Source organism: Elioraea thermophila (ex Habib et al. 2022), from assembly GCF_003336755.1.
Taxonomy (GTDB): Bacteria; Pseudomonadota; Alphaproteobacteria; order Acetobacterales; family Acetobacteraceae; genus Elioraea; species Elioraea thermophila.
The window spans coordinates 861,115-884,389 of the sequence record NZ_QMDI01000002.1 but is presented as its reverse complement, the minus strand read 5'-3'; the positions used below and the strand labels follow the sequence as shown (position 1 = coordinate 884,389).

Sequence of the window (23,275 nt, the reverse complement as noted above, 5' to 3'; positions counted from 1 at the left end):
TTCTACTGGCGTCGCCTCCGCGCTTGGGGAGACCATGACCGTCCAGCTCCTCCCGTCCTCGGCCGACGCGGCGCTCCGCGCCGCCCTGCTCGACAGCCGCCAGCGCTGGCGGGACTTCGTCGCCATGGCCGCGGATTTCGCCTGGGAGACGGACGAGGAGGGCAGACTGACCTTCGTCCATCCCGACCCGGCGCTGGGCTGGGCGGCGGCCGAACTGCTCGGTCGCCCGGCCGAGGATCTGCTTGCCGAGGCGGCGACCGGCAAGCCCGCCTTCAGCCCCTTCCGGCCGGTCGAACAGCGGCGGGGCGCGAGGGCCTGGCTGCGGCGGGCCGACGGCGAACTCGTCTGCCTCTCCTTCGCCGCCGTCCCCTTGTTCGATGGCGCCGGGCGGGTCAGCGGGGCGCGCGGTGTGGCGCGCGACGTGACCGAGGAGGAGAAGCGGTCGGCCTGCCTCGCCGCCGCGCTGCGTCGCGAGGCGCTGATCGACGCCATCCTGCAGGAGGCCCGCACCGAAATCCTGGCCCGCGACATGCTGCGCGCGGCGGTGCGCGCCATGCTCCCCGCGCTCGGCGCGGCGGGGGCGGCGGTTCTGGCCGAGCGCAACGGCGGGCTCGCCGTGGTGGCGAAGGACGGCCAGGGCATCGACGGGCTGGTCGCCGTGGCCACACGGCTCTTGCCGCACCTCGGCGCCGGTGCCTGGACCGAGACACCGCCTCGCTCGGGCCCCTTGCTGGCCGTTGCCGCCCGTCAGCCGGGGGGGGAGCTCGGCATGCTGTTGGTCTGGCGTGCGGTGGGTGGACGCGGCTGGGACGAGGAGGAGCAGCATCTGGTCGCCGCTGCCGGCGATTTCGTCGGCCTCATCCTCGCCCAGGACACCATGCAGGCCGAGATGCTGCGCCAGGCCCGCACCGATCCGCTCACGGGCCTGCTCAACCGACGCGCCTTCCTCGAGGAGCTCGAGCGCCGGTTCGATCGCCTCACGCGCGAACGGCGCCCCGGCGCCCTGCTGTTCGTCGATCTCGACAACCTCAAGCAGGTCAACGATCGCCTCGGCCACGACGCGGGTGATGCCGCCATCCGGGCGGCCGCCGAACTGCTGCGCGCCGCCGTCCGGCCGACGGACCTGGTCGCGCGGCTCGGCGGCGACGAATTCGCGCTTTGGCTCGACGGGGCGGACCAGGCGATCGCGGTGGCGCGCGCCGAACGCCTGGTCGCCGACGCGCGGCTTGCCCTCGCGCACACCGCCCCGCCGGACGTCACGTTGTCCCTGTCGATCGGCATCGCCGTGCGCACGGCCGGCGACGAGACCGTCGGCCACCTGCTCATGCGTGCCGACACCGCGATGTACGCAGTGAAGCGTGGCGGCAAAGCGGGGTGGTCGGTCGCGCCATGATGGCAGCGAGGGCGAGGATGAACGCCAACGAGTACGAGGAGGCGAAGCGCATCGCCCGCGCGGGCACGGTGGAGGAGCGCGCCGCCCTCGCTCGCCGCAGCGACATGCCGCCCGAGCTCCTGTTCTATCTCGCTGCCGATCAGGAAGGCGTGGTCAGAGCCGCCGTCGCCGCCAACGACACCACGCCGGCCCAGGCCAACCGTCTGCTCGCCGAGGATGCCGACGAGCAGGTGCGCACGGCGCTGGCCCGCAAGATCGCCGCCCTCGCGCCCACCCTCGATGCCGAAAGCCGCGACCGGCTGCAGCGGTTGACATACGAGACGCTGCAGAAGCTGGTGGAGGACGCCGCCGTCTCCGTGCGCGCCGCGATCGCCGATGTGGTCAAGGACATGCCGGACGCGCCGCGGGACCTGATCCTGCGTCTTGCGCGCGACGTCGAGATCCCGGTGTGCGGGCCGGTGCTGGAATTTTCGCCCCTGCTGACCACGGAGGACCTGCTCGGGCTGATCGATCAGCCGCCGAACCCCGATGCCCTCGCCGCGATCGCCCGCCGGCCGCACCTGAACGAGACCGTCTCCGACGCGATCGCCGCCACCGCCTCGAGCCCGGCAATCGTCGCGCTGCTGCGCAACGGGTCGGCGCAGATCCGCGAGGCCACCCTGGATTCCCTGATCGCGCAGGCTGCCGATCACGTCGAGTGGCATGAGCCGCTGGTCCGGCGGCCGAAACTGTCACCGCGGGCGGCGCGCGCGCTGGCGGCCATCGTGGCCGACCACCTGGTGCGCGCGCTGGCGGAGCGGCCGGACCTCGACGAGGCCACTGCCGAGTTCTTGCGGCGACAGACCGTGAAGCAGATCGCTTGGCGTGGACCGGAAATCCCGACTCACCGGTCCGACCGCCCGCAACCGGCCGAGGCGATGGCGAAGGCAACCGAGCTCACCACGCGCGGCCTGCTGGACGACACCACACTGCTGGCGGCGGCGACGCGCGGCGAGGCCCGCCTGGTCGCCGCCATGCTGGCGCGCGCCGCTTCGCTCCCCCTCGCGGTGGTCGACCGCGCCGCCACGCTGCGCTCGGCCAAGGGGCTCGTTTCGCTCTGTTGGAAGGGCGGGTTTTCGCCCAAGGTGCTGGAGCCGGTGCAGGCCTTGCTCGGTCGTCTGCCCCCCTCCGGCATGCTGGTCGCTGTCGATGACGGCTGGCCGCTGTCCGAAGACGAGATGCGTTGGCAGCTCGCCTTCCTGATGCGCGAAAGCCGCGCCCGCGCCTGAGCGGGTAGCCAGCCGCGGGCGGCGTTTCCCGACGTCCGCAGCCAAGGCAAGCCTGGTCGGGCCCCGCGGCGGCGGGATGACGAGCGCGGCGTCCTGGGTAGGGCTGGTCGGCGCACCGTTTCCGGCAGTGCTCTGACTCTCCGACCAAGTGACCCGGTGCGGGGGCTGCCGTTCCGTCCCGGTCCGACGCGAGCCGACGGGGCCGCCACGGTCGCGACCAGTGTGGGGCGGACGGTCAGCGCGTTCCGGCTGCTTCAGGGCATGTTGCGACGCCGCCTTGGGACGCCATCACGTCCCGCGGGAAGCACGCGTGGGGGTGGCCGATCCTGCGGCCAGGCGGTGCCGGAACGGCGCCGTGCACGGTGCCCTTGCGGTGAGGAAGCCCTCCCAGCGCAGCGGCCAACGCCTCGCCGCCGGAACGGAGGGCGACGAAAGCCCGACCGGGCGTCGGAAACCTGCCGTCCGGGCGGCAACCACACAGGAAACCCGATCCGCGGCCTTCTCGGTGTGATACGGATCACACACATCGGATGTCCGCTCCGGCACGCTGAACGCGGGTTCTGCCGGGGACGGAAAGACGATGATCGGCACGGAGGGCGAGGCGAGGCTCACCTTAGGAGATTTCGCCGTCGAGCGACCGGGGCGGCCCGTCGCATCGCCCGCGAGCGACCCCAGCGCGGCTTGGGCCGCCGAGGAGGCCGTGCTGTGCGCCGAATTGGTGCGGCAGGGCAAGGACGGGCGTGCGATCGGCCCTCTGATCGTCGCTGCCTTGCGCGCCACCGACGCCTTGGCGCAGACGCCGCTGCCGGCGGAAGTTCGGGCCGCGCTCGAGGCCTCCGCCTGGGAAGCCCTGCGTGCGCTCGCCCGCTCCGACGGACGGCAACGCCGCCGCGACCGCCGTCCTGACTAGGCCGCGCGGTGGGCAGCAGCGGTGGCGTGAGGGTCCAGCAGCCGAACCGCATGGGCGAGTGGCGCGACCGCTGGCAAGCCCGCTACCGCGACGGGCCTTGGCTGTTCGGCCGCGAACCCAGCGCCTGGCTGGCCAGCCTTGACTCCGTCCTGCCGCGGCAGGGGCGCGCCCTCTCGCTCGGCGAAGGCGAGGGGCGGAACGCGGTATGGCTCGCGCGACGGGGGCTCTCGGTCACCGCAGTCGATTTCGCCCCGACCGCGCTCGCCCGCGCCGCTTCGCTCGCTGCCGAAGCGTGCGTTCGCCTGACGCTGATCGAGGCGGACGTCACGCGATGGCGCCCGCCGGCGGCGAGCTTCGACCTCGTGCTGCTGATCTTCCTGCAGCTCTCCGCAGATGAACGGGTCCCGGCGCATCGGGCGGCGTGCGAGGCGCTGGCTCCGGGCGGCCTGTTGGTGCTGGAGGCCTTCGCGCGTGGGCCTTGGCGCGACTGCGGCCCGAAGAGCGACGAGGCGCGCTACGACGCGGCAACCCTGGAGCGGGATTTCCGCGACCTCGACATCATCGAGCTGAGCAGCGGTCGGGCCGTGCTCGGCGAGGGGGAAGGGCATCGCGGCGAGGCCTCGGTGGTGCGGCTGATCGCACGCCGCCCAACCCTTGACGGAGAGGGGCGAGCCCCGACCTCGGGAGCATGGACGAGAACGGCTCCTTCGCCGCCCTGAAGCTGTTCCTGGTGTTCGGCCCTCTCCTCGGCCTCCTGCTGCTCGATCGCTACCACCTGATGCGGGACCGCAAGCGCGAGGAGGAGGCGAGGGCCCGCGCGAACACCGCTTCGGCCGACCGATCGCCCACGGGCTGAACCATCGCGCACAGGCGGCCGTTGCACTCTGGGCGCGCCGGCGGTGCCGGACGCTTGTTCGGTGCTAGGGTGACGGAGTGGAGACCCTCGCCCGCTACGAATTCCTGATCTTCCTCGCCCTGCCCCTGATCTGGGGGCTTCGCGAGCTCTGGCTTCTTCGGCGCGAGCGGCGGCGGGCGGAGCGTGAGAGGGAGCGCTGAGGCCTCAGCCGCGCCGCGGCATGCGGAACGGCAGCAGCAGCTTCACCCAGGCCTGCCGGAAGCGATCAAGCGCCAGCGCCTCGTGCACGCCACGCGCCTCCTTGCCCCACAGCCGGCTCGCCACGTCGCTCCGCGCGTAGAACGGCGCGTCCTCCAGCGTGCGCACGAGGCGCGGGTCGGTTCCGGCGTCGGCTCGGGTGGGGCGCGGCACGCGCCACAGCGTGCCGGGCAACCGCGCGGGGGGAGGGGCCTCGCGCTCCTCGATCCGCCCGTCGGGACGGAACAGCAGGGCGAGCGAGAGGGCCGAGCCGTCGCGGCGTTCGACATCATAGAGCACCCCCGTGCCCGACCCGATCGTCGCCCGGCTCCAGGTCCAGAAGCGGAACCCGTCTTCCAGCGGCTCCGCCCCGGCGTTCGAGTCGAGATACCCATGCCCCGACCAGAGAAGGGCGGGTTCGCGCATCGCCACCTCCACGCGCGCGTGCGGCGCAAGCGGCGTCCAGACGTGGCGGCGGCCGGGATCCAGCACGAAGGGGCTGGCCGGCAGGGCGGCCGGAAGCACCCGCACCACCCCGCGCACCCGGCGGGGCAACGGCACCGCGATCTCGTCGATGGCGATGGTCAGCGCGGCACCGTCCCAGGCCAGGGACGACCGCCCGACCCGCCAGCTGGTCGCGTCGCGGGCGAGCGCGGCCCGCCCGCGTTCCGTCATCGTCCAGCGCGCGCGCGGCCCGTAGAGGGCGACGTTCAGGGCGACGTGGTTTTCCGGCTCGGCTCGTCCCCGCCCCCGCGCCCAGGCGTAGTAGGGCGAGAAGACGGAACCGACGAAGGCGATGACGGTCAGGCCGTGGGTTCCGTCGTCGCTGAGCGCATCGACATACCACCAGGCGTAGCCGCCCGGTGGCACCGCCGCGTCGAAGCGTGGTCCGCCATTAGGGCCGAGGCAGCGAGGCGCCCCGACATCAGCGCCATCGGCACCCCCGGCCCCGGGTGCACGCTCCCCCCCGCCAGGTAGAGACCCGGGAGCCGTGTTCTCGCCCCCGGCCTCTGGAACGAGGCGCGCCACCCCGCGAGGTCCCGCCCATAGAGCGCTCCCCCTGTCGCTGGGAACAGCCGCGCCCACTCCGCCGGGCCGGTCCGCCGCACCGCCCCCGGCTCCCAGGCGATCTTCAACCCGCAGCGTGCCAGAAGCGCGAAGGTCGCCTGTTCGCATCGCTCGATCTCCTCTCGCGTGGGTTGGCCGCGATCGCCGCGGGCGGGGGCGTTGACCAGAACGAGCAGCCGTTCCGGCCCGCCCGGGGGCGACCCGTCATCGCCGCGGTCCTGCGCGCACACATAGACGGTGGGCTCGTTCGGCAGGTGGCCGCGCGCGATGCGGTCGAACTCGTCGCGGTAGTCGCGCGAGAAGAACACCGTGTGCCGGGTCAGCGGGAACCCCTCCGCGCGGGCGAGCCCGGTCCACGTCAGCGCCGAGAGCGAGCGCGGCACCCGCCCCTGGTCGGGCACGGCCCGGCGCGCGGCCTCGCCGAACAGCCCCGCCGAGAGGGCGGCGACGTCGGCGTTCACCACCACCCGTTCGGCGGCGATCCGCTCGCCGTCGGCCAACCGCACGCCGGCCACGCGGCCGCCCTCGATGAGGATCTCCGAAACCTCCGCCCCGAAGCGGAAGGTCGCGCCGGCGCGTTCGGCGAGCAGGCCGAGGGTTCGGGCGAGGGTGTGCATACCCCCCTCCACCGCCCACACGCCGCGCTGTTCGACATGGGCGATCAGCATCAAGGTGGCGGGGGCGGTGAACGGGTTGGCCCCGCAGTAGGTGGCGTAGCGGCCGAACAGCTGGCGCAGGCGTGGGTCGCGAAAGTGCTTGCCGAGCTCGTCCCACAGCACGGCGAAGGGTGACACACCCCAAAGCCGGGCCAGTCCCTCCAGTCCCGCCCGCCCGACCAGGGTGAGCGGGTTGGGGCGGGCGGCGCGCATGAAGGTGCGATCAAGGGTGGCATGGATCGCTGCCGCCCGGGCGGCGAAGCCGCGGAAGCCCCGGGCTTCGGCCGCTCCCGCGAAGCGCGCGATCGCCTCCGCACTCGCCTGCTCGTCGGCGGCGAGATCGAACACGCCGTCCGACCCGTCCCAGGCGTGGCGGGCGAGCACGCCGAGCGGGGTGAGGCGGAGGTGCTCGTCGGTGGCAAAGCCCGCCTCGGCCAACAGCTCGTCGAGGATCCAGCGCATGGTGAACACGGTGGGGCCCCCGTCGACCAGCGTCTCGCCGGCCGGCACGGCGCGCATCTTGCCCCCCGGCTGATCGGCCTTCTCCAGCACCGTCACCCTGAAGCCGCGCGCGGCGAGGCTGAGCGCGGCGGCGAGCCCGCCCATGCCGGCGCCGATCACCGCCACCCGTTCGCCGCCCATCCCGTTCCCCTCCGACATCGTCCCGTCGCAGCGGCGATTGTGCTTGACGCCGCTGTCAACTTTCAATGACAGTTGTACTGACAGGCACGCTTGACAGTCGGGCCGTCGGCGACCCGACCCAGGCGAGGTGGAGGGAACGATGGACGCTGTGAACCGAATCGAGAAGGCGCTGGGCGAAGCCCTCGACATCGCGAACGGCCCGGGCCGTCCGCCCAGGCTGGCCGAAGCCATGCACTATGCGGTGTTTCCGCGCGGCGCCCGCGTGCGCCCGCGGCTCGTGCTCGCCGCCGCTGCCGCCTGCGGCGACGACGCGCCACACCTGACCGACGCCGCCGCCGCCGCGATCGAACTGCTCCACTGCGCCTCGCTGGTGCACGACGACCTGCCGTGCTTCGACGACGCCGCCATCCGCCGCGGCAAGCCCGCGCTGCACGTCGCCTACGGCGAACCGCTCGCCGTGCTGGCGGGCGATGCGTTGATCGTGCTCGCCTTCCAGGTTCTTGCCCGCGCCGGCACCACCTCGCCCGACCGCCTGCCGGCTCTGCTGCACATCATCGGGGATGCCGTCGGCATGCCGTTGGGGATCGCCGCCGGCCAGGCCTGGGAGTGCGAACCGCGCGTCGATCTCGGCGCCTACCAGCGCGCCAAGACCGCCTCGCTGTTCTCCGCCGCCACCATGAGCGGGGCGGCCGCCGCCGGGGCCGACCCCGAGCCCTGGCAGCGCCTCGGCGAGAAACTCGGCGAAGCCTACCAGGTGGCGGATGATCTGCGCGACGCGCTAGCCGACGAGGAGGAGGCGGGCAAGACCACCGGGCGCGACGCCGTGCTTGGCCGGCCTTCCGCCGCACTCACCCTCGGCATTCCGGCCTGTCTGCGCCACCTCGAGGATCTGGTGGGCGAGGCGATCGCCGCCATTCCGCCCTGCCCGGGGCGCGAGGCGCTGGAGCAGCTGATCCTGCTCGAGGCCCGGCGGCTGGTGCCGAAGGCCGCCGCGGCGCACGCCGCGTGAGCCTCGCCGCCGCCGCACCCTCCCCTCCCGCCGTGCCGCGCGGCGGCTTCGGCGGCCGGTTGCGCGACCGGCTTCTCGATTGGCGCGACCGCCTGCTCGCCTCGGCCCGCTTCCGCCGCCTCGCCGCCGCCTTTCCCCTCACGCGCGGCATCGCGCGGGCCGAAACCCGCGCCCTGTTCGACCTCTGCGCCGGCTTCGTCTACTCGCAGGTGCTCGCCGCCTGCGTGCGGCTCGACCTCTTTCGCCGCGTGCGCGAGGCGCCGCGCACGGCCGAGGAGGTCGCGGCGCTGACGGGGCTACCGGCCGAGGGGGCGGCGCGCCTGCTCGACGCCGCGGTCGCGCTGCGGCTGCTCGATCGCCGCTCCGGCGGCCGCTACGGCCTCGGCGCCCTCGGAGTCGTCGTTGCCGCCGACGAGGGGGTGGCGGCGATGGTCGCCCACCACGCCGCGCTCTATCGCGACCTCGCCGACCCGGTGGCACTCCTGCGCGGCGAGCGGGCCACGGCGCTCGCCGAGTACTGGCCCTATGCCGGGGCGGAGGACGCCGCATCGCTCGCCGCCGACCGGGTGGCCGACTACTCCGCCCTGATGGCCGCCTCGCAACCGATGGTGGCGGCCGAGATCCTCGCCGCCGGCCGGCTCGACCGCTTTCGGTCCTTGCTCGATGTCGGCGGCGGCGAGGGGGCGTTCCTCGCCGCGGTCGCCGCCCGCCACCCGGGGCTTTCGCTCGCCCTGTTCGATCTGCCGGCGGTGGCGGAGCGGGCGCGGGCACGGCTCGCCGCGTGCGGCGTGCGCGCCGAAGTGTTCGCCGGCGACTTCCGCCGCGACCCGATCCCCCGCGGCTTCGACGCCATCACCCTGGTGCGGATCGCGCACGACCACGACGACGCCACCGTCTCCGCCCTGTTCCGCGCCGTCCGCCGCGCCCTGCCGCCGGGCGGGACCTTGCTCCTTGCCGAACCGCTCGCCGGCACGAAGGGCGCCGAACCGGTCGGGGACGCCTATTTCGGCCTCTATCTCTGGGCGATGGGGCGGGGGCGGCCGCGCACAGCCGACACCTACCGCCGCATGCTGGCCGAGGCGGGGTTCGCGGCGGTGCACGAGCGCCCGACCCGCATCCCCCTGCTCGTGCGCGTGCTGGAGGCGCGGGCTGGGCAAACCGATGCTCACGGTTCCGCGAGTGTCAATCATGCTTGACCTTATCGAGCGTCAAGTTAGACTGACACTCGTCCCAGGGAGGGAACCGGAGCCCCGGATGGACACCGTCGCCGTCCTGCTCGAAGAGCCGATGCGCCTCAGTCTCGCACGGCTCGACCTCGCCGAACCGGGCGAGGCCGACGTGGTGGTCGACGTCGCCTTCTCCGGCATCTCCACCGGCACGGAACGCCTGCTGTGGTCGGGGCGGATGCCGCCCTTCCCCGGGCTCGGCTACCCGCTCGTTCCCGGCTACGAGTCGGTCGGCACTGTCGTTGCCGCCGGCCCCGGTTCGGGGCGGCGGGTCGGCGAGACGGTGTTCGTGCCCGGCTCGAACGGATTCGTCGGCGCGCGCGGCCTGTTCGGCGGTGCCGCACGGCGCATCGTCGCCCGCGGGGCGCGCGTCCTGCCCATCGACCCTGCCTTGGGCGAGGAGGGCGTGCTGCTGGCACTCGCCGCCACCGCGCGGCATGCCTACCCCGACCCCGCTTGGCAGCCCGAGCTGATCGTCGGCCACGGCGTGCTCGGGCGCCTGTTGGCCCGGCTCGGCGTCGCCCACGGCGCGGCCCCCACGGTATGGGAGACCAACCCTGCCCGGCGCGATGGCGCGATGGGCTACACGGTGGTTCATCCCGACGAGGATCGCGGCGGGCCCTATCGCGCGATCTGCGACGTCTCCGGCGACTCCACCATCCTCGATACGCTGATTGCGCGCCTCGCTCCGCAGGGCGAGATCGTGCTCGCCGGCTTCTATGCCGATCGCCTCGCCTTCACCTTTCCTCCGGCCTTCATGCGCGAGGCGAGGATCCGCATCGCGGCGGAATGGAAGCCCGCGGATCTCGTTGCCGTTTCGCAACTCGTCGGCTCGGGGCGTCTCTCGCTCGCGGGGCTGATCACGCACCACGCCACGGCCGACCGCGCGGCGGAGGCCTACGAGACGGCCTTCACCGACCCGGCCTGCCTCAAGATGGTGCTCGACTGGAGGGGAGTGTCATGACCGTCGTCGTCCGCCCCGAGCCGCGCGATCCGCTCGAACGCCGGAAGGAGGCGCTGCGCGCCGAAGCGGCGGCGGAACAACCCGCTCCCGAGACGAGCACGCCGACCAAGGCGACGCAGATCGTCGCCATCTACGGCAAGGGCGGCATCGGCAAGTCGTTCACCCTCGCCAACCTCAGCTACATGATGGCGCAGCAGGGCAAGAAGGTCCTGCTCATCGGCTGCGACCCGAAATCGGACACCACCTCGCTGTTGTTCGGCGGCCGCTCCTGCCCGACCATCATCGAGACCTCCTCGCGCAAGAAGGCGGCCGGCGAGGAGGTGAAGATCGGCGACGTCTGCTTCAAGCGCGACGGCGTGTTCGCGATGGAATTGGGCGGCCCCGAGGTCGGGCGCGGCTGCGGTGGGCGGGGCATCATCCACGGCTTCGAACTCCTTGAGAAACTCGGCTTCCACGAGTGGGACTTCGACTTCGTCCTGCTCGACTTCCTGGGCGACGTGGTGTGCGGCGGCTTCGGCCTGCCGATCGCGCGCGACATGTGCCAGAAGGTGATCGTCGTCGGCTCGAACGACCTGCAGTCGCTCTACGTCGCCAACAACGTCTGTTCCGCGGTGGAATATTTCCGCCGCCTGGGCGGCCATGTCGGCGTCGCCGGCATGGTGGTGAACAAGGACGACGGCACCGGCGAGGCGCAGGCCTTCGCCGCCAAGGCCGAGATCCCCGTGCTCGCCTCCATTCCGGCCGACGAGGACATTCGGCGCAAATCCGCCGCCTACGAGATCATCGGCAAGCCAGGCGGGCGCTGGGGCCCGCTGTTCGAGAGCCTCGCCCGCGCGGTGATCGAAGCCCCGCCGCTGAGGCCGAAGCCGCTGAGCCAGGACGAACTGCTCGGTCTGTTCAAGGGCGAGACGGTCGGGCGCGACGTCGTGCTCGAGCCGGCGACCGAGGCCGACATGTGCGCGGCCGAAAAGATCGTCAGGCCGTCGCTCGAAGTGATCTACGAGGGCGTGTGATGGAGCAGGGCACCTCCCCCATCCCGCCCTCCACCCCGCCCGAGGTGGCGGCGCTCGCCACCGGTGGGGGTTGCCACGGCGGGCGCGAGACGATGGAGCGCGCCGCCCGCGCCGCCGGCAAGGGCGAAGCCCTTGACCGTCTCGCCGAACTCTATCCCCGCGGCCCGCACGACCAGCCGCAGTCGATGTGCCCGGCCTTCGGCTCGCTGCGCGTGGGCCTGCGCATGCGTCGGGTGGCGACCATCCTCTCCGGCTCCGCCTGCTGCGTCTACGGCCTCACCTTCACCAGCCACTTCTACGGGGCGCGCCGCACCGTGGGCTACGTCCCGTTCAACTCCGAAACGCTCGTCACCGGCAAACTGTTCGAGGACATCCGCGAGGCCGTCCACAGGATGGCCGATCCCGCCCAGTACGACGCGATCGTGGTGACCAATCTCTGCGTGCCGACCGCCTCGGGCGTGCCGCTCGATCTGTTGCCGAAACAGATCAACGGCGTGCGCATCGTCGGCATCGACGTGCCGGGGTTCGGCGTGCCGACGCATGCCGAGGCGAAGGATGTGCTGGCAGGAGCGATGCTCGCCTATGCCCGCGCCGAGGCCGAGGCGGGGCCGGTGGCGCGACCCCGTGATTTGGTCGAGGGCGAACCGACGGTGGCGCTGATCGGTGAGCTCTTCCCCGCCGATCCGGTCGGCATCGGCGCGCTCCTCGCGCCCCTGGGGCTCGGCGTCGCTCCACCGACGCCGGCGCGCGAGTGGCGCGATCTCTACGGCGCACTCGACTGCGTCGTCGCTGCCGCCCTGCATCCCTTCTACGTTTCCGCCGTGCGCGAGTTCCGCACTGCCGGTCGCCCCGTCGTGGGCTCCGGTCCGGTCGGGCGCGAGGGCACCGCCGCCTGGCTGGAGGCGGTGGGGCGGGCGGCGAACGTGGGGGCGGAGGCGATCGATCGCGCCAAGGCGAAGGCGCTGCCCGCCATCGAAGGCGCGCTCGCCGCCAACCCGATCCGCGGCACCGTCACGGTCTCCGGCTACGAGGGCTCCGAGCTGCTGGTCGCGCGGCTCCTCATCGAGGCCGGGGCGCGCGTGCCGTATGTCGGTACCGCCGTGCCGCGCACGGAATGGTCAGAGCCCGATCGCGAGTGGCTCGCCGCGCACGGCTGCCACGTGCAGTTCCGCGCCTCGCTCGAACAGGACATCGCGGCGATGTTGGAGGTGCGCCCCGATCTCGCCGTCGGCACCACGCCGCTTGTGCAGAAGGCGAAGGAAGCCGCCATCCCCGCCCTCTACTTCACCAACATGGTCTCCGCCCGGCCGCTGTTCGGCCCGGCGGGAGCGGGCTCGCTCGCCGGCATCGTCGCCGCCCAGGTTCGCCAGGCGGACCGGTTCCGCCGCATGGTGTCGTTCTTCGACGGCGTCGGTTCGGGGCAGACCGCCGGCTACGGCTTCCGCGACATCCCGCGCGAACCGCCGGGCTTCCGGGAGCGGATGGCGCGCGCGCGCGCCGCCCGTGCGAAGGCCCTCGAGGCGGTGGGGAGCTGAGCCGATGCTGGTGCTCGATCACGATCGCGCCGGCGGCTACTGGGGCTGCGTGTACGCCTTCACCGCGGTGCGCGGCCTGCGCGTCGTCATCGACGGGCCGGTGGGCTGCGAGAACCTGCCCGTCACCGCGGTGCTGCACTACACCGACGCGCTTCCCCCGCACGAGCTTCCCGTCGTCGTCACCGGGCTCGACGAGGATGCGCTGTCGCAGACCGGCACCGAGCAGCAGCTCGCCCGTGCCGACACGGTGGGCGATCAGGACCTTCCTTCCGTCGTCGTCACCGGCTCGATCGCGGAGATGATCGGCGGCGGCGTGGTGCCCGAAGGGTCGAACCTTCGGCGGTTCATTCCGCGCACGATCGACGAGGACCAGTGGCAGGCGGCGGATCGCGCCATCTACTGGCTGTGGACGGAGTTCGGCGCGAAGAAGACCCGCATCAAGCGCGCCCGGGCCGAAGGAGCCAAGCCGAAGGTCAACATCATCGGGCCGATCTACGGCACCTTCAACATGCCCTCCGATCTCGCCGAGATCCGCCGTCTCGTCGAGGGCATCGGCTGCGAGGTGAACATGACGTTCCCTCTCGGCGCGCACATCGACGACATCCCCAAGCTCGCCGAGGCCGACGTCAACATCTGCCTCTATCGCGAGTTCGGCCGCAAGCTGTGCGAGGCGCTGGATCGGCCCTACCTGCAGGCGCCGATCGGCCTCTTCGCCACCACCAACTTCCTGCGCACCCTCGGCGAGCTCACGGGGCTCGACCCGGAGCCGTTCATCGAGCGCGAGAAGCACACCACGCTGAAGCCGCTGTGGGATCTCTGGCGCAGCGTCACCCAGGACTTCTTCGCCTCCGCCCCCTACGGCGTGGTGGCGACCGACACCTACGTGCGCGGGCTGACGCGCTTCTTCACCGAGGAGCTCGGCATCCCGCAGGCCTTCGCCTTCGCGCGCAAGCCGGGGCAGAAGCCGGACAACGAGGCGGTGCGGCGGGCCATCCGCGAGAAGCCCGCGCTCGTGCTGTTCGGCTCCTACAACGAGCGCATGTACGCGGCGGAGGCGAAGTCGCGCGCGATCTTCATCCCCGCCTCCTTTCCCGGCGCGATCGTGCGCCGCGCCACCGGCACGCCGTTCATGGGCTACGCCGGTGCCACCTACCTGGTGCAGGAGTTCTGCAACGCGCTGTTCGATGCGCTGTTCCACATCCTGCCCTTGGGGACCGATCTCGACCGCATCGAAGCCACACCGGCCAAGGCCTCCGAGCCTTGGGACGAGGAGGCGCGGGCCTTGCTCGATCGTCATCTCGAGACCGAACCGTTCCTGGTGCGCATCTCCGCCGCGAAGCGCCTGCGCGACGCGGCGGAGCGGGCGGCGCGCGAAGCGGGCGCCGAGCGCGTGACGGTCGATCACGTCGCGCGCGTGCTCGCCGATCAGACCGCGAGGGTGCCGGCATGAGCGCGCCGCGAGGCCTCGAGCTTCCGGTCCGGAGACGGAACAGACCGACTGCGGACCGGTTAACCCGTCGGGCGGGCGGGATCACCCCCGCCCGATCCCTGCCGCGCGGGAGTAGCGCGGTAACGGCCGCAAGGCCATCAGCCGAGAGGTAACGCTATGGCTGATCAACCCGGTGGCTCGCTGTCGGGGCTGACGGAGAATGAGGCGAAGGAGTTCCACAACGTCTTCTCCTCGTCCTTCGTCATCTTCACGGCGGTCGCCATCATCGCCCACATCCTGGCTTGGACGTGGCGTCCGTGGTTGCCTCCCGTCGGGGGCTACCGCGACGCGTCGTTGATCGACGGTCTCGCCACCGTCGCGACCTACCTGACCTGAGGAGGGCCCCGACATGTGGCGGATTTGGCTGATCTTCGACCCGCGCCGCGTGCTCGTCGCACTGGGCACGTTCCTGCTGGTCCTGGCGCTGCTGATCCACTTCATCCTGCTCAGCACCGACCGGTTCAACTGGCTGGACGGCCCGCGTCCGACGGTGGCGGCGGCGCAGAACACCGCGCTTCCGTCCCGCTAGGGACGCGTGGGCAGGCCGGATGACGGACGCCGCTCTGCGCACCGCACGGCGGCGTCCGTCTCCGGCAACCCGCCCGGAAGCGGGTGTGTCAGCACGAGAGAAGGGTGACGCGTCATGTCGATGCTGAGTTTCGAGAAGAAGTACCGGGTGCGCGGCGGAACCCTGATCGGGGGCGACCTGTTCGACTTCTGGGTGGGGCCGTTCTACGTCGGGTTCTTCGGTGTCACCACGCTGTTCTTCACCGTGCTCGGGACCGCGCTGATCCTGTACGGTGCGGCGCTGCAGGGCACGTTCAACGTCTGGACCATCAACATCGCGCCCCCAGACCTGAAGTACGGGCTCGGTTTCGCGCCGCTGAAGGAAGGCGGGCTATGGCAGCTGATCACCATCTGCGCGATCGGAGCCTTCGTCTCCTGGGCGCTGCGGCAGGTCGAGATCAGCCGCAAGCTCGGCATGGGCTACCACATCCCCATCGCCTATTCGGTCGCGGTGTTCGCCTACGTCACGCTGGTGGTGTTCCGCCCGCTGCTGATGGGAGCGTGGGGGCACGGCTTCCCATACGGCATCTTCAGTCATCTCGATTGGGTATCGAACGTCGGCTACCAGTACCTCCATTTCCACTACAACCCGGCGCACATGCTGGCGATCACCTTCTTCTTCACCACCACGCTGGCACTCAGCCTGCACGGCGGCCTGATCCTCTCCGCGCTCAACCCGCCGAAGGGCGAGCCGGTGAAGAGCCCGGATCATGAGAACACCTTCTTCCGCGACCTGATCGGCTATTCGATCGGCGCGCTCGGGATCCACCGCCTCGGTCTCTTCCTCGCGCTTTCCGCCGGGTTCTGGAGTGCCGTCTGCATCATCATCTCGGGTCCGTTCTGGACTCGTGGTTGGCCCGAGTGGTGGGGCTGGTGGCTCAATCTTCCGATCTGGAAGTGAAGGCAGGAGGAGCTCCTCACATGCCGCTCGAATACCAGAACATCTTCACCCGGGTGCAGGTGCACGGGCCTGCACCGAACCCGGGCGTGCCGCTGCCGCCGGGCGACGAACCGCGCCTCGGCAAGGGCACCTTCGTCCACCTCTTCGGCCGCTTCGGCGAAGCGCAACTGGGGCCGATCTATCTCGGCCGGCTGGGCCTGCTCTCGATCGTGTGCGGGCTGATCGCGATCGTCATCATCGGGCTCAACATGTGGGCCTCGGTGAACTGGGATCCGATCCAGTTCGTCCGCCAGTTCTTCTGGCTCGCGCTGGAGCCGCCGCCGCCGCACTACGGTCTGCGCATCCCACCCCTGCAGGACGGCGGGTGGTGGCTGATGGCGGGCTTCTTCCTCACCGCCTCCATCCTGCTGTGGTGGTTGCGCACCTATCGGCGGGCGCGCGCGCTGGGCATGGGCACGCACGTCGCCTGGGCCTTCGCCGCGGCGATCTGGCTCTACCTCGTGCTCGGCTTCATCCGCCCGGTGATGATGGGCTCCTGGGGCGAGGCGGTGCCGTTCGGCATCTTCCCGCACCTCGACTGGACCGCGGCGTTCTCCATCCGCTACGGCAACCTCTTCTACAACCCGTTCCACGCCCTCTCGATCGTCTTCCTCTACGGCTCGACGCTCCTGTTCGCGATGCATGGCGCGACCGTGCTCGCGGTGTCGCGCTACGGCGGCGAGCGCGAGCTCGACCAGACGATCGATCGCGGCACGGCCTATGAGCGCGCCGCGCTGTTCTGGCGCTGGTGCATGGGCTTCAACGCCACCTCGGAGTCGATCCACCGCTGGGCTTGGTGGTTCGCCGTGCTCACACCGCTCACGGGCGGCATCGGCATCCTGCTCACGGGCACCGTGGTCGACAACTGGTACCTCTGGGCGGTGAAGCACGGGTTTGCGCCGATGTACGAGCCCGTCGTGCCCGGCGGGATCGCCGACCCACTCCTTGCGGCCGGGAGATAGGCCATGAGCAAGAAAAAGGACTTCGATCTCGTCTCCACGGTTGGCTGGACGGCGACCGCGGTGCTCGGGGTGGCGGCGGCGTTCTACCTCGCCTCCACCTTCGAGCGGCCCCCGGTCATCGCCATCCAGTGGGGCCCGCGCGGCACCGCGATGGAGCTCGTCTACAACCCGCGCACGGTGGTGCGCGAACTCCCCCGACACGCGGTGCCGCCGAAGGAAGAGGAGGTCGACAAGTCGGGAATCCCCTCGCGCGAGGCCTACCAGAACGTGCAGGTGCTGGGCGATCTCGACTCGGCCGAGTTCCTGCGGCTGATGAACGCGCTCACCGCCTGGGTGTCGCCGCAGCAGGGCTGCAACTACTGCCACAACCCGGAGAACCTGGCCGACGATTCCGTCTACACCAAGGTCGTCGCGCGCAAGATGTTGCAGATGACCAAGGTCATCAACGAATCCTGGCAGGCGCATGTCGGCCAGACGGGCGTCACCTGCTGGACCTGCCATCGCGGCCAGCCGGTGCCGGCCTATGTCTGGGCGACGGAAACGCCGCAGGCGGAGCGGCGCACACGGGGGCTGATGGCCACCGCGGCTGGGCAGAACACCGTCTCCACCGCGGCGGGCCTGTCCTCGCTGCCGACCGATCCGTTCACGCCCTTCCTGCTCGAGGACAAGCAGATCCGCGTCACCACCACCTGGACCCCGATGTCGCTCGGCGACAACCGGATGTCGATCAAGCAAGCCGAGTGGACCTACGCGCTGATGTTCCACTTCTCGGCGGCGACGGGCGCGAACTGCACCTTCTGCCACAACTCGCAGAACTTCGGGAAATGGGAGGGGTCGACGCCGCAACGCGTCACCGCCTGGCACGGCATCTACATGACGCGGGCGATGAACAACGACTGGATCGAACCGCTCACCCCGCTCTGGCGCGAGAACCCGAAGGGCCCGCCCGAGGCGGGTGCGGCGGCCGCTCTCGCGCGGCTCGGCCCGATGGGCGACGCGCTGAAGATCAATTGCATGACCTGCCACCAGGGCGCGCACAAGCCCATGTTGGGCGCGCAGATGTTGGCCGACTATCCGGAACTGAACGCAGTCAGCCTCTCACCCGTGCCGCTGCGCGCGGCGATGCGCTGATCATCCGACGTCTCCCGCACCGTCTCCGGGGGTGCGCTTGGCGCACCCCCGCTCTTTGTTCAGCCAGCTCGGTCCTGCAGCCGAAGCCAAAGGTCGACCGCGTGCGCGATACCGGCGACCGCGAGGGCAGCACCGATCGCCGCGCCGCCCCCGCCCGCCAGCGCGGCGCGGAGTGCCACCAGCAGCGCAGTGCCGGAGACGAGCATCGGCATCAGCCGCCATCGACGTTGCCATAAGAGAACGATCGCCTCGAGAGCGAGGCAGCCGAGGATCGCGTCGATCAGCCGCGGGTCGGCAAGCAGCGTGCTCATGCCCACGGCTTGTCCGTGCTGCCGTTCCTCGGCAACGCCGCGTCGGCGGAGAGACCGGCTTCCGCCCCGGGTTGATGAGGCGGAAGCGATGGTCTAGGCAGCCGGCGCGCTGGGTCGAACAGGAGGGCTCTCGCCGCCATGAACTCCTTCGAGCTGAACAAGATCGCCGCCGCGGTGCTGACGGCGCTGTTCGTGTTCATGATCAGCGGCTTCATCGGCGAGCTCCTGGTGCATCCGAAGCGGCTGGAGAAGAGCGTGCTGGCGATCGACACCACACGGCGGGAGGCGCCGGCGCAGGCGGCGGCGCCCGCGGTGCCGACCATCGAGCCGATCGCGCCGCTGCTCGCCGCCGCCAATGCCGAAAACGGGGCGGCGATCGCGCGCCGGCAGTGCGCCTCCTGCCACTCCTTCGATCAGGGTGGGCGGCACGGGGTGGGGCCCAATCTGTGGGGCATCGTCGGCGCGGATCATGCGCATGTGGATGGCTTCAACTACTCGCAGGCGCTTCTAGGCATGCGCGGCACGCCGTGGGGCTTCGAGGAGCTCAACCGCTTCATCGCCGCACCGCGCGCCTACGCGCCGGGCACGCGGATGGCGTTCAACGGGCTCGCCTCGGCGCAGCAGAGGGCGGACCTGATCGCCTTCCTCCGTTCGCTCGATACGGATCCGAAACCCCTTCCCTGAGGAGAGGCCTCACGCGGCCCCGAGCCGGGCCAGCACCTCCCGCCACGACTCCTCGCGCGCCTCCGCCGCCCGACGGGCCTCCGCCAGCGCGGCCTCGATCGCGATCAGGTCGAGCGTCTCCGCCAGCGCCGCTTCGCGCAACGCGGTCTCCTTCGCTTCCCAGGCGAGGGTCGCCCGCTCATAGGCGGACAGCGCCTGGGCGAGCGCCTCGCCGGCCTCGGGGGAGAGCCCGGCGAGCCGGTCGCGCCAATCGGGCGGCAGCAGGGCGAGGCGTTCGCTGCCCAACGCCTCGATCCGTGGCGCAAGGGCGGCGGCGGGTGGAAGGATGGGCCCCGCCTCGTCCTCGGCGAACCCCATCAGGCGCAGCAGACGCCGGCGTGAGGCCGCCGGCCCCAGGGCTTGGGGGGCGGCGCGGGCAGCAAGGTCGGGCAACGCTTCGGCGAGCGGCGGGTGACGGGCGGCGAGATCGGCGGCCAGTTCCATGGTTTCGGGTGCGGCGGCGAGGCGCCAGAGCAGAAGGGCGGCCTCGCTCCACAGCGCAGCCTCAATGCAGGCTTCCACGAGGTCGAGCGGGGAGGGGCTGTGGCGGGGGCGCAGAGCAGCGGCGCGGGCTGGGGCCGCCTCCTGCAACACCGCAAGCGCCCGGCGGCGAATGGCGGCGTCCAGATCGAGCCTCCGCTCGGCCGGCGCGACATCGGCCTCGACCAGGGCGGCGGCGCGGACGAAGAGGGCAAGACCCGCCTCCTCCCCGACCAGGGCGAGGAGCCGCTCGCTGAAGGCGGACGCTGTCTCGTCGGCGGCCGGGAAGTGCTGCGGGTCGAGCGCGGCGAGCGCCTCGGCCAAGCGACGACGCAGGGCCGCGCCACGATCGCCGAGGCCGAGCAAGGCGAGCAGCCCGGCAGGGGTGAGCCCCCGCGGCGGGGGGCAGACCATGCCCTCGGCGGGCGGCCTACCTCTGTATGCCATGCCCGCGAGCATGCCACGCGACGGTCCGTCACGCTACCGCGACGAAACCCATCTGTCTCAGGCGGCGGCGATGGCGGCCCGCACGGCGGCGACGATGCGATCCTGCGTCGCCTCGTCCAGGTAGGGGTGGAAGGGGATCGAGAACACCTCGCCAGAAAGCCGCTCCGACACCGGCACGCCACCCTCCGCCACGGGGCAGTGCGCGTAGGCGCGCTGCCGGTTCAGCGGTTTCGGATAGTAGATGGCGGTCGGGATGCCTTCGGCCCGAAGCCTGGTCAGGATGGCCTCGCGGTCCCGTCCCGGCACGCGGAGCGTGTACTGCGCCCACACCGAGCGGTTCCCGGGAGCGACGCGGGGGACGATGGCGACGTCGGCGAGGGCGGCGGCGTAGCGGGCGGCGATGCGGTCGCGGGCGGCGCACTCGGCATCGAAGACGGCGAGCTTCGCCAGCAGCACGGCCGCCTGGATGGTGTCCAGACGACCGTTCATGCCGATGCGCACGTTCTCGTACTTGTCCTCCAGGTGCTGGCCATGCACGCGCAGCGACAACAGCGTCTCCAGCGTCTCGCGGTCGTGGCAGAACACCGCGCCACCGTCGCCGTAGCAGCCCAAGGGCTTGGCGGGGAAGAAACTGGTCGCCGCCATGTCGCCCGTCGCCGCCACCTGACGGCCCTGCCAGGTTGCGCCGAAGGCTTGCGCGCAATCGACCAGCACCTTCAGCCCCTCGGCGGCCGCGAGCGGCAGGATGGCGGCATAATCGGCCGCCTGGCCGAACAGGTCGACCGGGATCACCGCGCGCGGGACGAGGCCGAGCCGGCGGGCGGTGGCGATGCCGCGCGCGAGGCTCTCGGGGTCCATGGTGAAGGTGTCCTCGCGCACGTCGACGAACACCGGTGTGGCGCCGAGCCAAGCCACCACCTCGGCGGTGGCGGCGAAGGTGAAGGCCGGCACGAGCACGGCGTCGCCGGGCTTGATCTCCCAGGCCATCAGGGCGAGGGCGAGCGCGTCGGTGCCGTTGGCGCAGCTGACGACGTAGGGGGCGCCGGTGTAGCGGGCGAGCGCGGCCTCGAGTTCCGCCACTTCGGGGCCGAGGATGTAGCGGCCGGAGCGGACCACGCGGAGCACCGCCTCCTCCAGCGCCGGGCCGAGGGCGCGGCGCTGGGCGTCGAGGTCGATGAACGGGATCGGGGCAGGCGGAGAGCCCTCGGGCATCGCGGTCGTGCTCCGGTCGGCGCGGCGGTGTGCTCGGCTCCCCCTATACGACCGCCGGGTGGCCGGAACGAGGCGGCTTCGCCCAGATGCTGCCGTGCTCAGGGCGCGGGGCGCAGCGCGCCCGCCTCGAGGCGGACGCGGTCGCCGACACCGAAACCGACGGCGTCGCGCAGCACCACCGCGACGACGCTGCCTGCGTCGTCGCGCACCAGCACCTCCGCCGCCGCCCCGCCGAGCGGGCGGATGACGGCGACCGTGCCGGTGCGTTCCGCCGGTCGATCCTCCAGCGCCGCCCGGTCCGTCGGAGCCGGCGGCGGAGCGGGCGTGGCACAGGCGGCGAGCAGAAGCGGGACGAGGGCGATGGCGGTACGCATGGGCGGCGGTGCATCGGTGTCGGGTGTGGCGATGCTGCCACCCCGATCGGCGAAATGCGACCCGAAGCCGTGAAGCCGCCGGCAACGGTTGCCGGTTTCGCCACGATTTCTTAGGAGGTTGTCGGCCACTCCTCGCTCGCGGCGTGAAGCTCGTGCGCCAAGCCGCGATGTTCTCTCTCTGTTCTGGAGGATCGCCTCGGATGCGCAACCAACAGGGCTCGGCTGCAGGATGGGCGAGGGGTGGAGGCTGGCGTCTCGCCGGCCTCTTCGCCCTTCTGCTCGCCGCCGCCTGCGCCTCGCAGCCGCCGCCGGTGCGCACGACCCATCAACCGATCCGCAGCTACGAACCGCCCGGCCCCCCGCACGACCCCTGGGGCCCCTACATCCGCGAGGCCGCCGAACGCTTCGACGTCCCGGAGGTGTGGATCCGCGAGGTGATGCGGGTCGAGTCGGGCGGGCGCTGGGATGCGATCTCGCCTGCCGGCGCGATGGGGCTGATGCAAGTGATGCCGGCGACCTACGAGGAACTCCGTCGCAACCACGGGCTTGGCGACGATCCGTTCCATCCGCGCGACAACATCCTCGCCGGTGCCGCCTATTTGCGTGAGATGTACGACCGCTTCGGCCGGCCTGGCATGCTCGCCGCCTACAACGCTGGCCCCGGCACCTTCGAACGCTACCTCGCCGGCCAGCGTGGCCTGCCGGACGAGACGCGCCGCTACGTCGCCGCCATCGCGCCGCGAATCCGGCACGCGAGCCCGCGCAACCCGGCCCCGCCCGAGGTGTACCGCATCGCCGCCATTCCCGAGACCATTCCGCCCGGGCGCCGTCGCCCCGCGGGTCGCCCGACCCAGCTCGCCTGGTCGGCGCCGACTCCGCCCGCACCGCCCGCGCGCGCGCCTGCTCCCGTCACCGCCCCGGTGCGCGAGCCGGTGGTGGCGCAGGCGGCACCGCGTCCGCCAATCCCGCCCGCCATCGTGCTCGCCGCCGCCCCTGCGCCTGCGCCCGCCTCCGGTGGCTTCCGGCTCGTCTCGCAAGCGGTTGCCGCCCCTGCCGCCTCGGCTGGCCGGCCCAACACCCTGCAAGGCGGTTGGGCGATCCAGGTCGGCGCCTTCCAGCGTGACACCGTCGCCCGCGCCGCGATCGAGGACGCCCGCCGTGCGGCACCGGACGTGCTGGGCCGTGCCCGGGCGGTCACCGCGCCGGTCCGCACCTCCTCCGGCACGCTGGTGCGCGCCCGCCTGGCCGGTCTTTCGCAGGACGCGGCCGTCGCCGCCTGCCGCGCGCTCGCCCGCCGCGGCCAGACCTGCGTCGCCCTCGCCCCCGACGCGCAAGGCTGACCCGCGCGCCGACTCGCCCCGTTGCCGAGGCCGCGGCGTCGCGCCATCCTCGCGCCGACGGAGGGAGACGAAAGGCAGCGCATGACGACGGAGCCAAGCCCGGGGCCCGAGGCCCAGTTTCGCGCCTTCCTGGCGGAGGGCCGGCTGATGCTGCAGCGGAGCCGCACGACGGGCCGCTACGTCTTCTTCCCCCGCATCGCCGTCCCCGGAAGCGGCGAGCGCGACCTCGAGTGGGTCGAGGCCTCCGGCCTCGGCACGGTCTACGCCACCACCGTCACCCGCCAGCGGCCGAACCCGGATGGTTCGTCGGCCGACTACAACATCGCGCTGATCGACCTCGATGAGGGGGTGCGGATGATGAGCCGCGTGGAGGGCATCCCCCCCACCGAGGTGCGGATCGGCATGCGGGTGAAGGCGCGCATCGCGACGATCGATGGCGCGCCACAGGTGGTGTTCGACCCCGCCTGAGGGGTCGTTCTCTCAGGGTAGCGTTCCAAAATCATTCCAGTTGCGAAAGGGGCA

26 protein-coding genes are annotated in these 23,275 nt (G+C 71.9%); 20 read left to right on the top strand and 6 right to left on the bottom strand.

Annotated features, from left to right (window positions below):
* The first annotated feature begins 34 nt into the window (after positions 1 to 34).
* The 6 genes from DWB05_RS06030 (at position 35) to DWB05_RS15185 (ending at position 4,627) form a co-directional block, all read left to right on the top strand.
* The gene (locus tag DWB05_RS06030; RefSeq protein WP_114375977.1) at positions 35 to 1,393 is read left to right on the top strand and encodes a sensor domain-containing diguanylate cyclase; all 1,359 of its coding nucleotides are present in this window, start codon (positions 35 to 37) and stop codon (positions 1,391 to 1,393) included.
* A gap of 17 nt (positions 1,394 to 1,410) precedes the next feature.
* Complete coding sequence (locus tag DWB05_RS06025; RefSeq protein ID WP_157967095.1) at positions 1,411 to 2,661, top strand: DUF2336 domain-containing protein; 1,251 nt, start codon at positions 1,411 to 1,413, stop codon at positions 2,659 to 2,661.
* Positions 2,662 to 3,241: 580 nt separating this feature from the next.
* Positions 3,242 to 3,571, top strand: a complete 330-nt coding sequence (locus tag DWB05_RS06020; protein WP_114375973.1) for a hypothetical protein — start codon at positions 3,242 to 3,244, stop codon at positions 3,569 to 3,571.
* A 26-nt stretch (positions 3,572 to 3,597) separates the two neighbouring features.
* Entirely contained in the window at positions 3,598 to 4,290 is a 693-nt protein-coding gene (locus DWB05_RS06015; protein WP_157967094.1) for a class I SAM-dependent methyltransferase, read from the top strand.
* Positions 4,260 to 4,427 (top strand): hypothetical protein, encoded by a 168-nt coding sequence (locus DWB05_RS14625; protein WP_157967093.1) that lies wholly within the window; start codon positions 4,260 to 4,262, stop codon positions 4,425 to 4,427. Before DWB05_RS06015 ends, DWB05_RS14625 begins: the two co-directional genes overlap by 31 nt.
* 77 nt (positions 4,428 to 4,504) lie before the next feature.
* Complete coding sequence (locus tag DWB05_RS15185; RefSeq protein WP_269815555.1) at positions 4,505 to 4,627, top strand: hypothetical protein; 123 nt, start codon at positions 4,505 to 4,507, stop codon at positions 4,625 to 4,627.
* Positions 4,628 to 4,631: 4 nt separating this feature from the next.
* On the opposite strand, the gene DWB05_RS06010 is transcribed toward DWB05_RS15185, so the two are convergent.
* The gene (locus tag DWB05_RS06010; RefSeq protein ID WP_114375968.1) at positions 4,632 to 5,534 is read right to left on the bottom strand and encodes a carotenoid 1,2-hydratase; all 903 of its coding nucleotides are present in this window, start codon (positions 5,532 to 5,534) and stop codon (positions 4,632 to 4,634) included.
* Positions 5,468 to 7,048 carry a 1-hydroxycarotenoid 3,4-desaturase CrtD gene (gene crtD, locus DWB05_RS06005; protein ID WP_232818409.1) on the bottom strand — a complete coding sequence of 527 codons (1,581 nt, stop codon included), beginning with the start codon at positions 7,046 to 7,048 and terminating at the stop codon, positions 5,468 to 5,470. The genes DWB05_RS06010 and crtD overlap by 67 nt, the downstream gene beginning before the upstream one ends.
* A 121-nt stretch (positions 7,049 to 7,169) precedes the next feature.
* On the opposite strand from crtD, the gene DWB05_RS06000 reads away from it, so the two are divergent.
* From DWB05_RS06000 to pufC, 11 genes are all read left to right on the top strand, one after another.
* Complete coding sequence (locus DWB05_RS06000; protein ID WP_114375962.1) at positions 7,170 to 8,039, top strand: polyprenyl synthetase family protein; 870 nt, start codon at positions 7,170 to 7,172, stop codon at positions 8,037 to 8,039.
* Positions 8,036 to 9,235, top strand: coding sequence for a methyltransferase (locus DWB05_RS05995; RefSeq protein ID WP_232818408.1), 1,200 nt, complete (start codon positions 8,036 to 8,038; stop codon positions 9,233 to 9,235). Before DWB05_RS06000 ends, DWB05_RS05995 begins: the two co-directional genes overlap by 4 nt.
* A gap of 58 nt (positions 9,236 to 9,293) precedes the next feature.
* Positions 9,294 to 10,229 carry a chlorophyll synthesis pathway protein BchC gene (bchC, locus tag DWB05_RS05990; RefSeq protein WP_114375960.1) on the top strand — a complete coding sequence of 312 codons (936 nt, stop codon included), beginning with the start codon at positions 9,294 to 9,296 and terminating at the stop codon, positions 10,227 to 10,229.
* The gene (locus tag DWB05_RS05985) at positions 10,226 to 11,242 is read left to right on the top strand and encodes a chlorophyllide a reductase iron protein subunit X (RefSeq protein ID WP_114375958.1); all 1,017 of its coding nucleotides are present in this window, start codon (positions 10,226 to 10,228) and stop codon (positions 11,240 to 11,242) included. The genes bchC and DWB05_RS05985 overlap by 4 nt, the downstream gene beginning before the upstream one ends.
* Positions 11,242 to 12,777 carry a chlorophyllide a reductase subunit Y gene (bchY, locus tag DWB05_RS05980; RefSeq protein ID WP_114375956.1) on the top strand — a complete coding sequence of 512 codons (1,536 nt, stop codon included), beginning with the start codon at positions 11,242 to 11,244 and terminating at the stop codon, positions 12,775 to 12,777. Before DWB05_RS05985 ends, bchY begins: the two co-directional genes overlap by 1 nt.
* A gap of 4 nt (positions 12,778 to 12,781) precedes the next feature.
* On the top strand, positions 12,782 to 14,227 hold the full coding sequence (bchZ, locus tag DWB05_RS05975) for a chlorophyllide a reductase subunit Z (protein ID WP_114375954.1): 1,446 nt from the start codon (positions 12,782 to 12,784) through the stop codon (positions 14,225 to 14,227).
* 156 nt (positions 14,228 to 14,383) lie between these two features.
* The gene (pufB, locus tag DWB05_RS05970) at positions 14,384 to 14,602 is read left to right on the top strand and encodes a light-harvesting antenna LH1, beta subunit (protein ID WP_114375952.1); all 219 of its coding nucleotides are present in this window, start codon (positions 14,384 to 14,386) and stop codon (positions 14,600 to 14,602) included.
* Positions 14,603 to 14,615: 13 nt separating this feature from the next.
* On the top strand, positions 14,616 to 14,795 hold the full coding sequence (pufA, locus tag DWB05_RS05965; RefSeq protein ID WP_114375950.1) for a light-harvesting antenna LH1, alpha subunit: 180 nt from the start codon (positions 14,616 to 14,618) through the stop codon (positions 14,793 to 14,795).
* 114 nt (positions 14,796 to 14,909) lie between these two features.
* The gene (pufL, locus tag DWB05_RS05960; protein WP_114375948.1) at positions 14,910 to 15,734 is read left to right on the top strand and encodes a photosynthetic reaction center subunit L; all 825 of its coding nucleotides are present in this window, start codon (positions 14,910 to 14,912) and stop codon (positions 15,732 to 15,734) included.
* A 20-nt stretch (positions 15,735 to 15,754) separates the two neighbouring features.
* Positions 15,755 to 16,735, top strand: coding sequence for a photosynthetic reaction center subunit M (gene pufM / locus DWB05_RS05955; protein ID WP_114375946.1), 981 nt, complete (start codon positions 15,755 to 15,757; stop codon positions 16,733 to 16,735).
* Positions 16,736 to 16,738: 3 nt separating this feature from the next.
* Entirely contained in the window at positions 16,739 to 17,866 is a 1,128-nt protein-coding gene (gene pufC, locus DWB05_RS05950) for a photosynthetic reaction center cytochrome PufC (protein WP_114375944.1), read from the top strand.
* A gap of 59 nt (positions 17,867 to 17,925) precedes the next feature.
* Here the strand turns inward: pufC and DWB05_RS05945 are convergent, their stop codons facing one another.
* A complete protein-coding gene (locus tag DWB05_RS05945) occupies positions 17,926 to 18,177 on the bottom strand; it encodes a hypothetical protein (protein ID WP_114375942.1) in 252 nt (83 codons plus the stop codon).
* 138 nt (positions 18,178 to 18,315) lie between these two features.
* On the opposite strand from DWB05_RS05945, the gene DWB05_RS05940 reads away from it, so the two are divergent.
* Entirely contained in the window at positions 18,316 to 18,861 is a 546-nt protein-coding gene (locus DWB05_RS05940) for a c-type cytochrome (protein WP_114375940.1), read from the top strand.
* 9 nt (positions 18,862 to 18,870) lie between these two features.
* Here the strand turns inward: DWB05_RS05940 and DWB05_RS05935 are convergent, their stop codons facing one another.
* The 3 genes from DWB05_RS05935 to DWB05_RS05925 all read right to left on the bottom strand — a co-directional run bounded on the left by DWB05_RS05935 (position 18,871) and on the right by DWB05_RS05925 (position 21,413).
* Positions 18,871 to 19,827 carry a hypothetical protein gene (locus DWB05_RS05935; RefSeq protein ID WP_157967092.1) on the bottom strand — a complete coding sequence of 319 codons (957 nt, stop codon included), beginning with the start codon at positions 19,825 to 19,827 and terminating at the stop codon, positions 18,871 to 18,873.
* 57 nt (positions 19,828 to 19,884) lie between these two features.
* The gene (locus DWB05_RS05930) at positions 19,885 to 21,039 is read right to left on the bottom strand and encodes a DegT/DnrJ/EryC1/StrS family aminotransferase (RefSeq protein WP_114375936.1); all 1,155 of its coding nucleotides are present in this window, start codon (positions 21,037 to 21,039) and stop codon (positions 19,885 to 19,887) included.
* 98 nt (positions 21,040 to 21,137) lie between these two features.
* Positions 21,138 to 21,413, bottom strand: coding sequence for a hypothetical protein (locus tag DWB05_RS05925; protein ID WP_157967091.1), 276 nt, complete (start codon positions 21,411 to 21,413; stop codon positions 21,138 to 21,140).
* A gap of 200 nt (positions 21,414 to 21,613) precedes the next feature.
* Here DWB05_RS05925 and DWB05_RS05920 point away from each other — a divergent pair, with 200 nt between their 5' ends.
* Both DWB05_RS05920 and DWB05_RS05915 read left to right on the top strand, forming a co-directional pair.
* Positions 21,614 to 22,753 (top strand): lytic transglycosylase domain-containing protein, encoded by a 1,140-nt coding sequence (locus DWB05_RS05920; protein WP_114375932.1) that lies wholly within the window; start codon positions 21,614 to 21,616, stop codon positions 22,751 to 22,753.
* Between the two features lie 81 nt (positions 22,754 to 22,834).
* The gene (locus DWB05_RS05915) at positions 22,835 to 23,221 is read left to right on the top strand and encodes a Zn-ribbon domain-containing OB-fold protein (protein ID WP_114375930.1); all 387 of its coding nucleotides are present in this window, start codon (positions 22,835 to 22,837) and stop codon (positions 23,219 to 23,221) included.
* Positions 23,222 to 23,275 lie beyond the last annotated feature (54 nt).

Coding starts and splice junctions, on each gene's coding strand:
- crtD (WP_232818409.1), bottom strand. CDS start 7,048: ATGTCGGAGGGGAACGGGATGGGCGGCGAACGGGTGGCGGTGATCGGC.
- bchY (WP_114375956.1), top strand. CDS start 11,242: ATGGAGCAGGGCACCTCCCCCATCCCGCCCTCCACCCCGCCCGAGGTG.
- bchC (WP_114375960.1), top strand. CDS start 9,294: ATGGACACCGTCGCCGTCCTGCTCGAAGAGCCGATGCGCCTCAGTCTC.
- bchZ (WP_114375954.1), top strand. CDS start 12,782: ATGCTGGTGCTCGATCACGATCGCGCCGGCGGCTACTGGGGCTGCGTG.
- DWB05_RS05985 (WP_114375958.1), top strand. CDS start 10,226: ATGACCGTCGTCGTCCGCCCCGAGCCGCGCGATCCGCTCGAACGCCGG.
- DWB05_RS05935 (WP_157967092.1), bottom strand. CDS start 19,827: ATGGCATACAGAGGTAGGCCGCCCGCCGAGGGCATGGTCTGCCCCCCG.
- DWB05_RS05920 (WP_114375932.1), top strand. CDS start 21,614: ATGCGCAACCAACAGGGCTCGGCTGCAGGATGGGCGAGGGGTGGAGGC.
- DWB05_RS05945 (WP_114375942.1), bottom strand. CDS start 18,177: ATGAGCACGCTGCTTGCCGACCCGCGGCTGATCGACGCGATCCTCGGC.
- DWB05_RS05915 (WP_114375930.1), top strand. CDS start 22,835: ATGACGACGGAGCCAAGCCCGGGGCCCGAGGCCCAGTTTCGCGCCTTC.
- DWB05_RS06030 (WP_114375977.1), top strand. CDS start 35: ATGACCGTCCAGCTCCTCCCGTCCTCGGCCGACGCGGCGCTCCGCGCC.
- DWB05_RS05925 (WP_157967091.1), bottom strand. CDS start 21,413: ATGCGTACCGCCATCGCCCTCGTCCCGCTTCTGCTCGCCGCCTGTGCC.
- pufC (WP_114375944.1), top strand. CDS start 16,739: ATGAGCAAGAAAAAGGACTTCGATCTCGTCTCCACGGTTGGCTGGACG.
- DWB05_RS05940 (WP_114375940.1), top strand. CDS start 18,316: ATGAACTCCTTCGAGCTGAACAAGATCGCCGCCGCGGTGCTGACGGCG.
- pufL (WP_114375948.1), top strand. CDS start 14,910: ATGTCGATGCTGAGTTTCGAGAAGAAGTACCGGGTGCGCGGCGGAACC.
- DWB05_RS14625 (WP_157967093.1), top strand. CDS start 4,260: ATGGACGAGAACGGCTCCTTCGCCGCCCTGAAGCTGTTCCTGGTGTTC.
- DWB05_RS06020 (WP_114375973.1), top strand. CDS start 3,242: ATGATCGGCACGGAGGGCGAGGCGAGGCTCACCTTAGGAGATTTCGCC.
- pufM (WP_114375946.1), top strand. CDS start 15,755: ATGCCGCTCGAATACCAGAACATCTTCACCCGGGTGCAGGTGCACGGG.
- pufA (WP_114375950.1), top strand. CDS start 14,616: ATGTGGCGGATTTGGCTGATCTTCGACCCGCGCCGCGTGCTCGTCGCA.
- DWB05_RS06025 (WP_157967095.1), top strand. CDS start 1,411: ATGAACGCCAACGAGTACGAGGAGGCGAAGCGCATCGCCCGCGCGGGC.
- DWB05_RS05930 (WP_114375936.1), bottom strand. CDS start 21,039: ATGCCCGAGGGCTCTCCGCCTGCCCCGATCCCGTTCATCGACCTCGAC.
- DWB05_RS06000 (WP_114375962.1), top strand. CDS start 7,170: ATGGACGCTGTGAACCGAATCGAGAAGGCGCTGGGCGAAGCCCTCGAC.
- pufB (WP_114375952.1), top strand. CDS start 14,384: ATGGCTGATCAACCCGGTGGCTCGCTGTCGGGGCTGACGGAGAATGAG.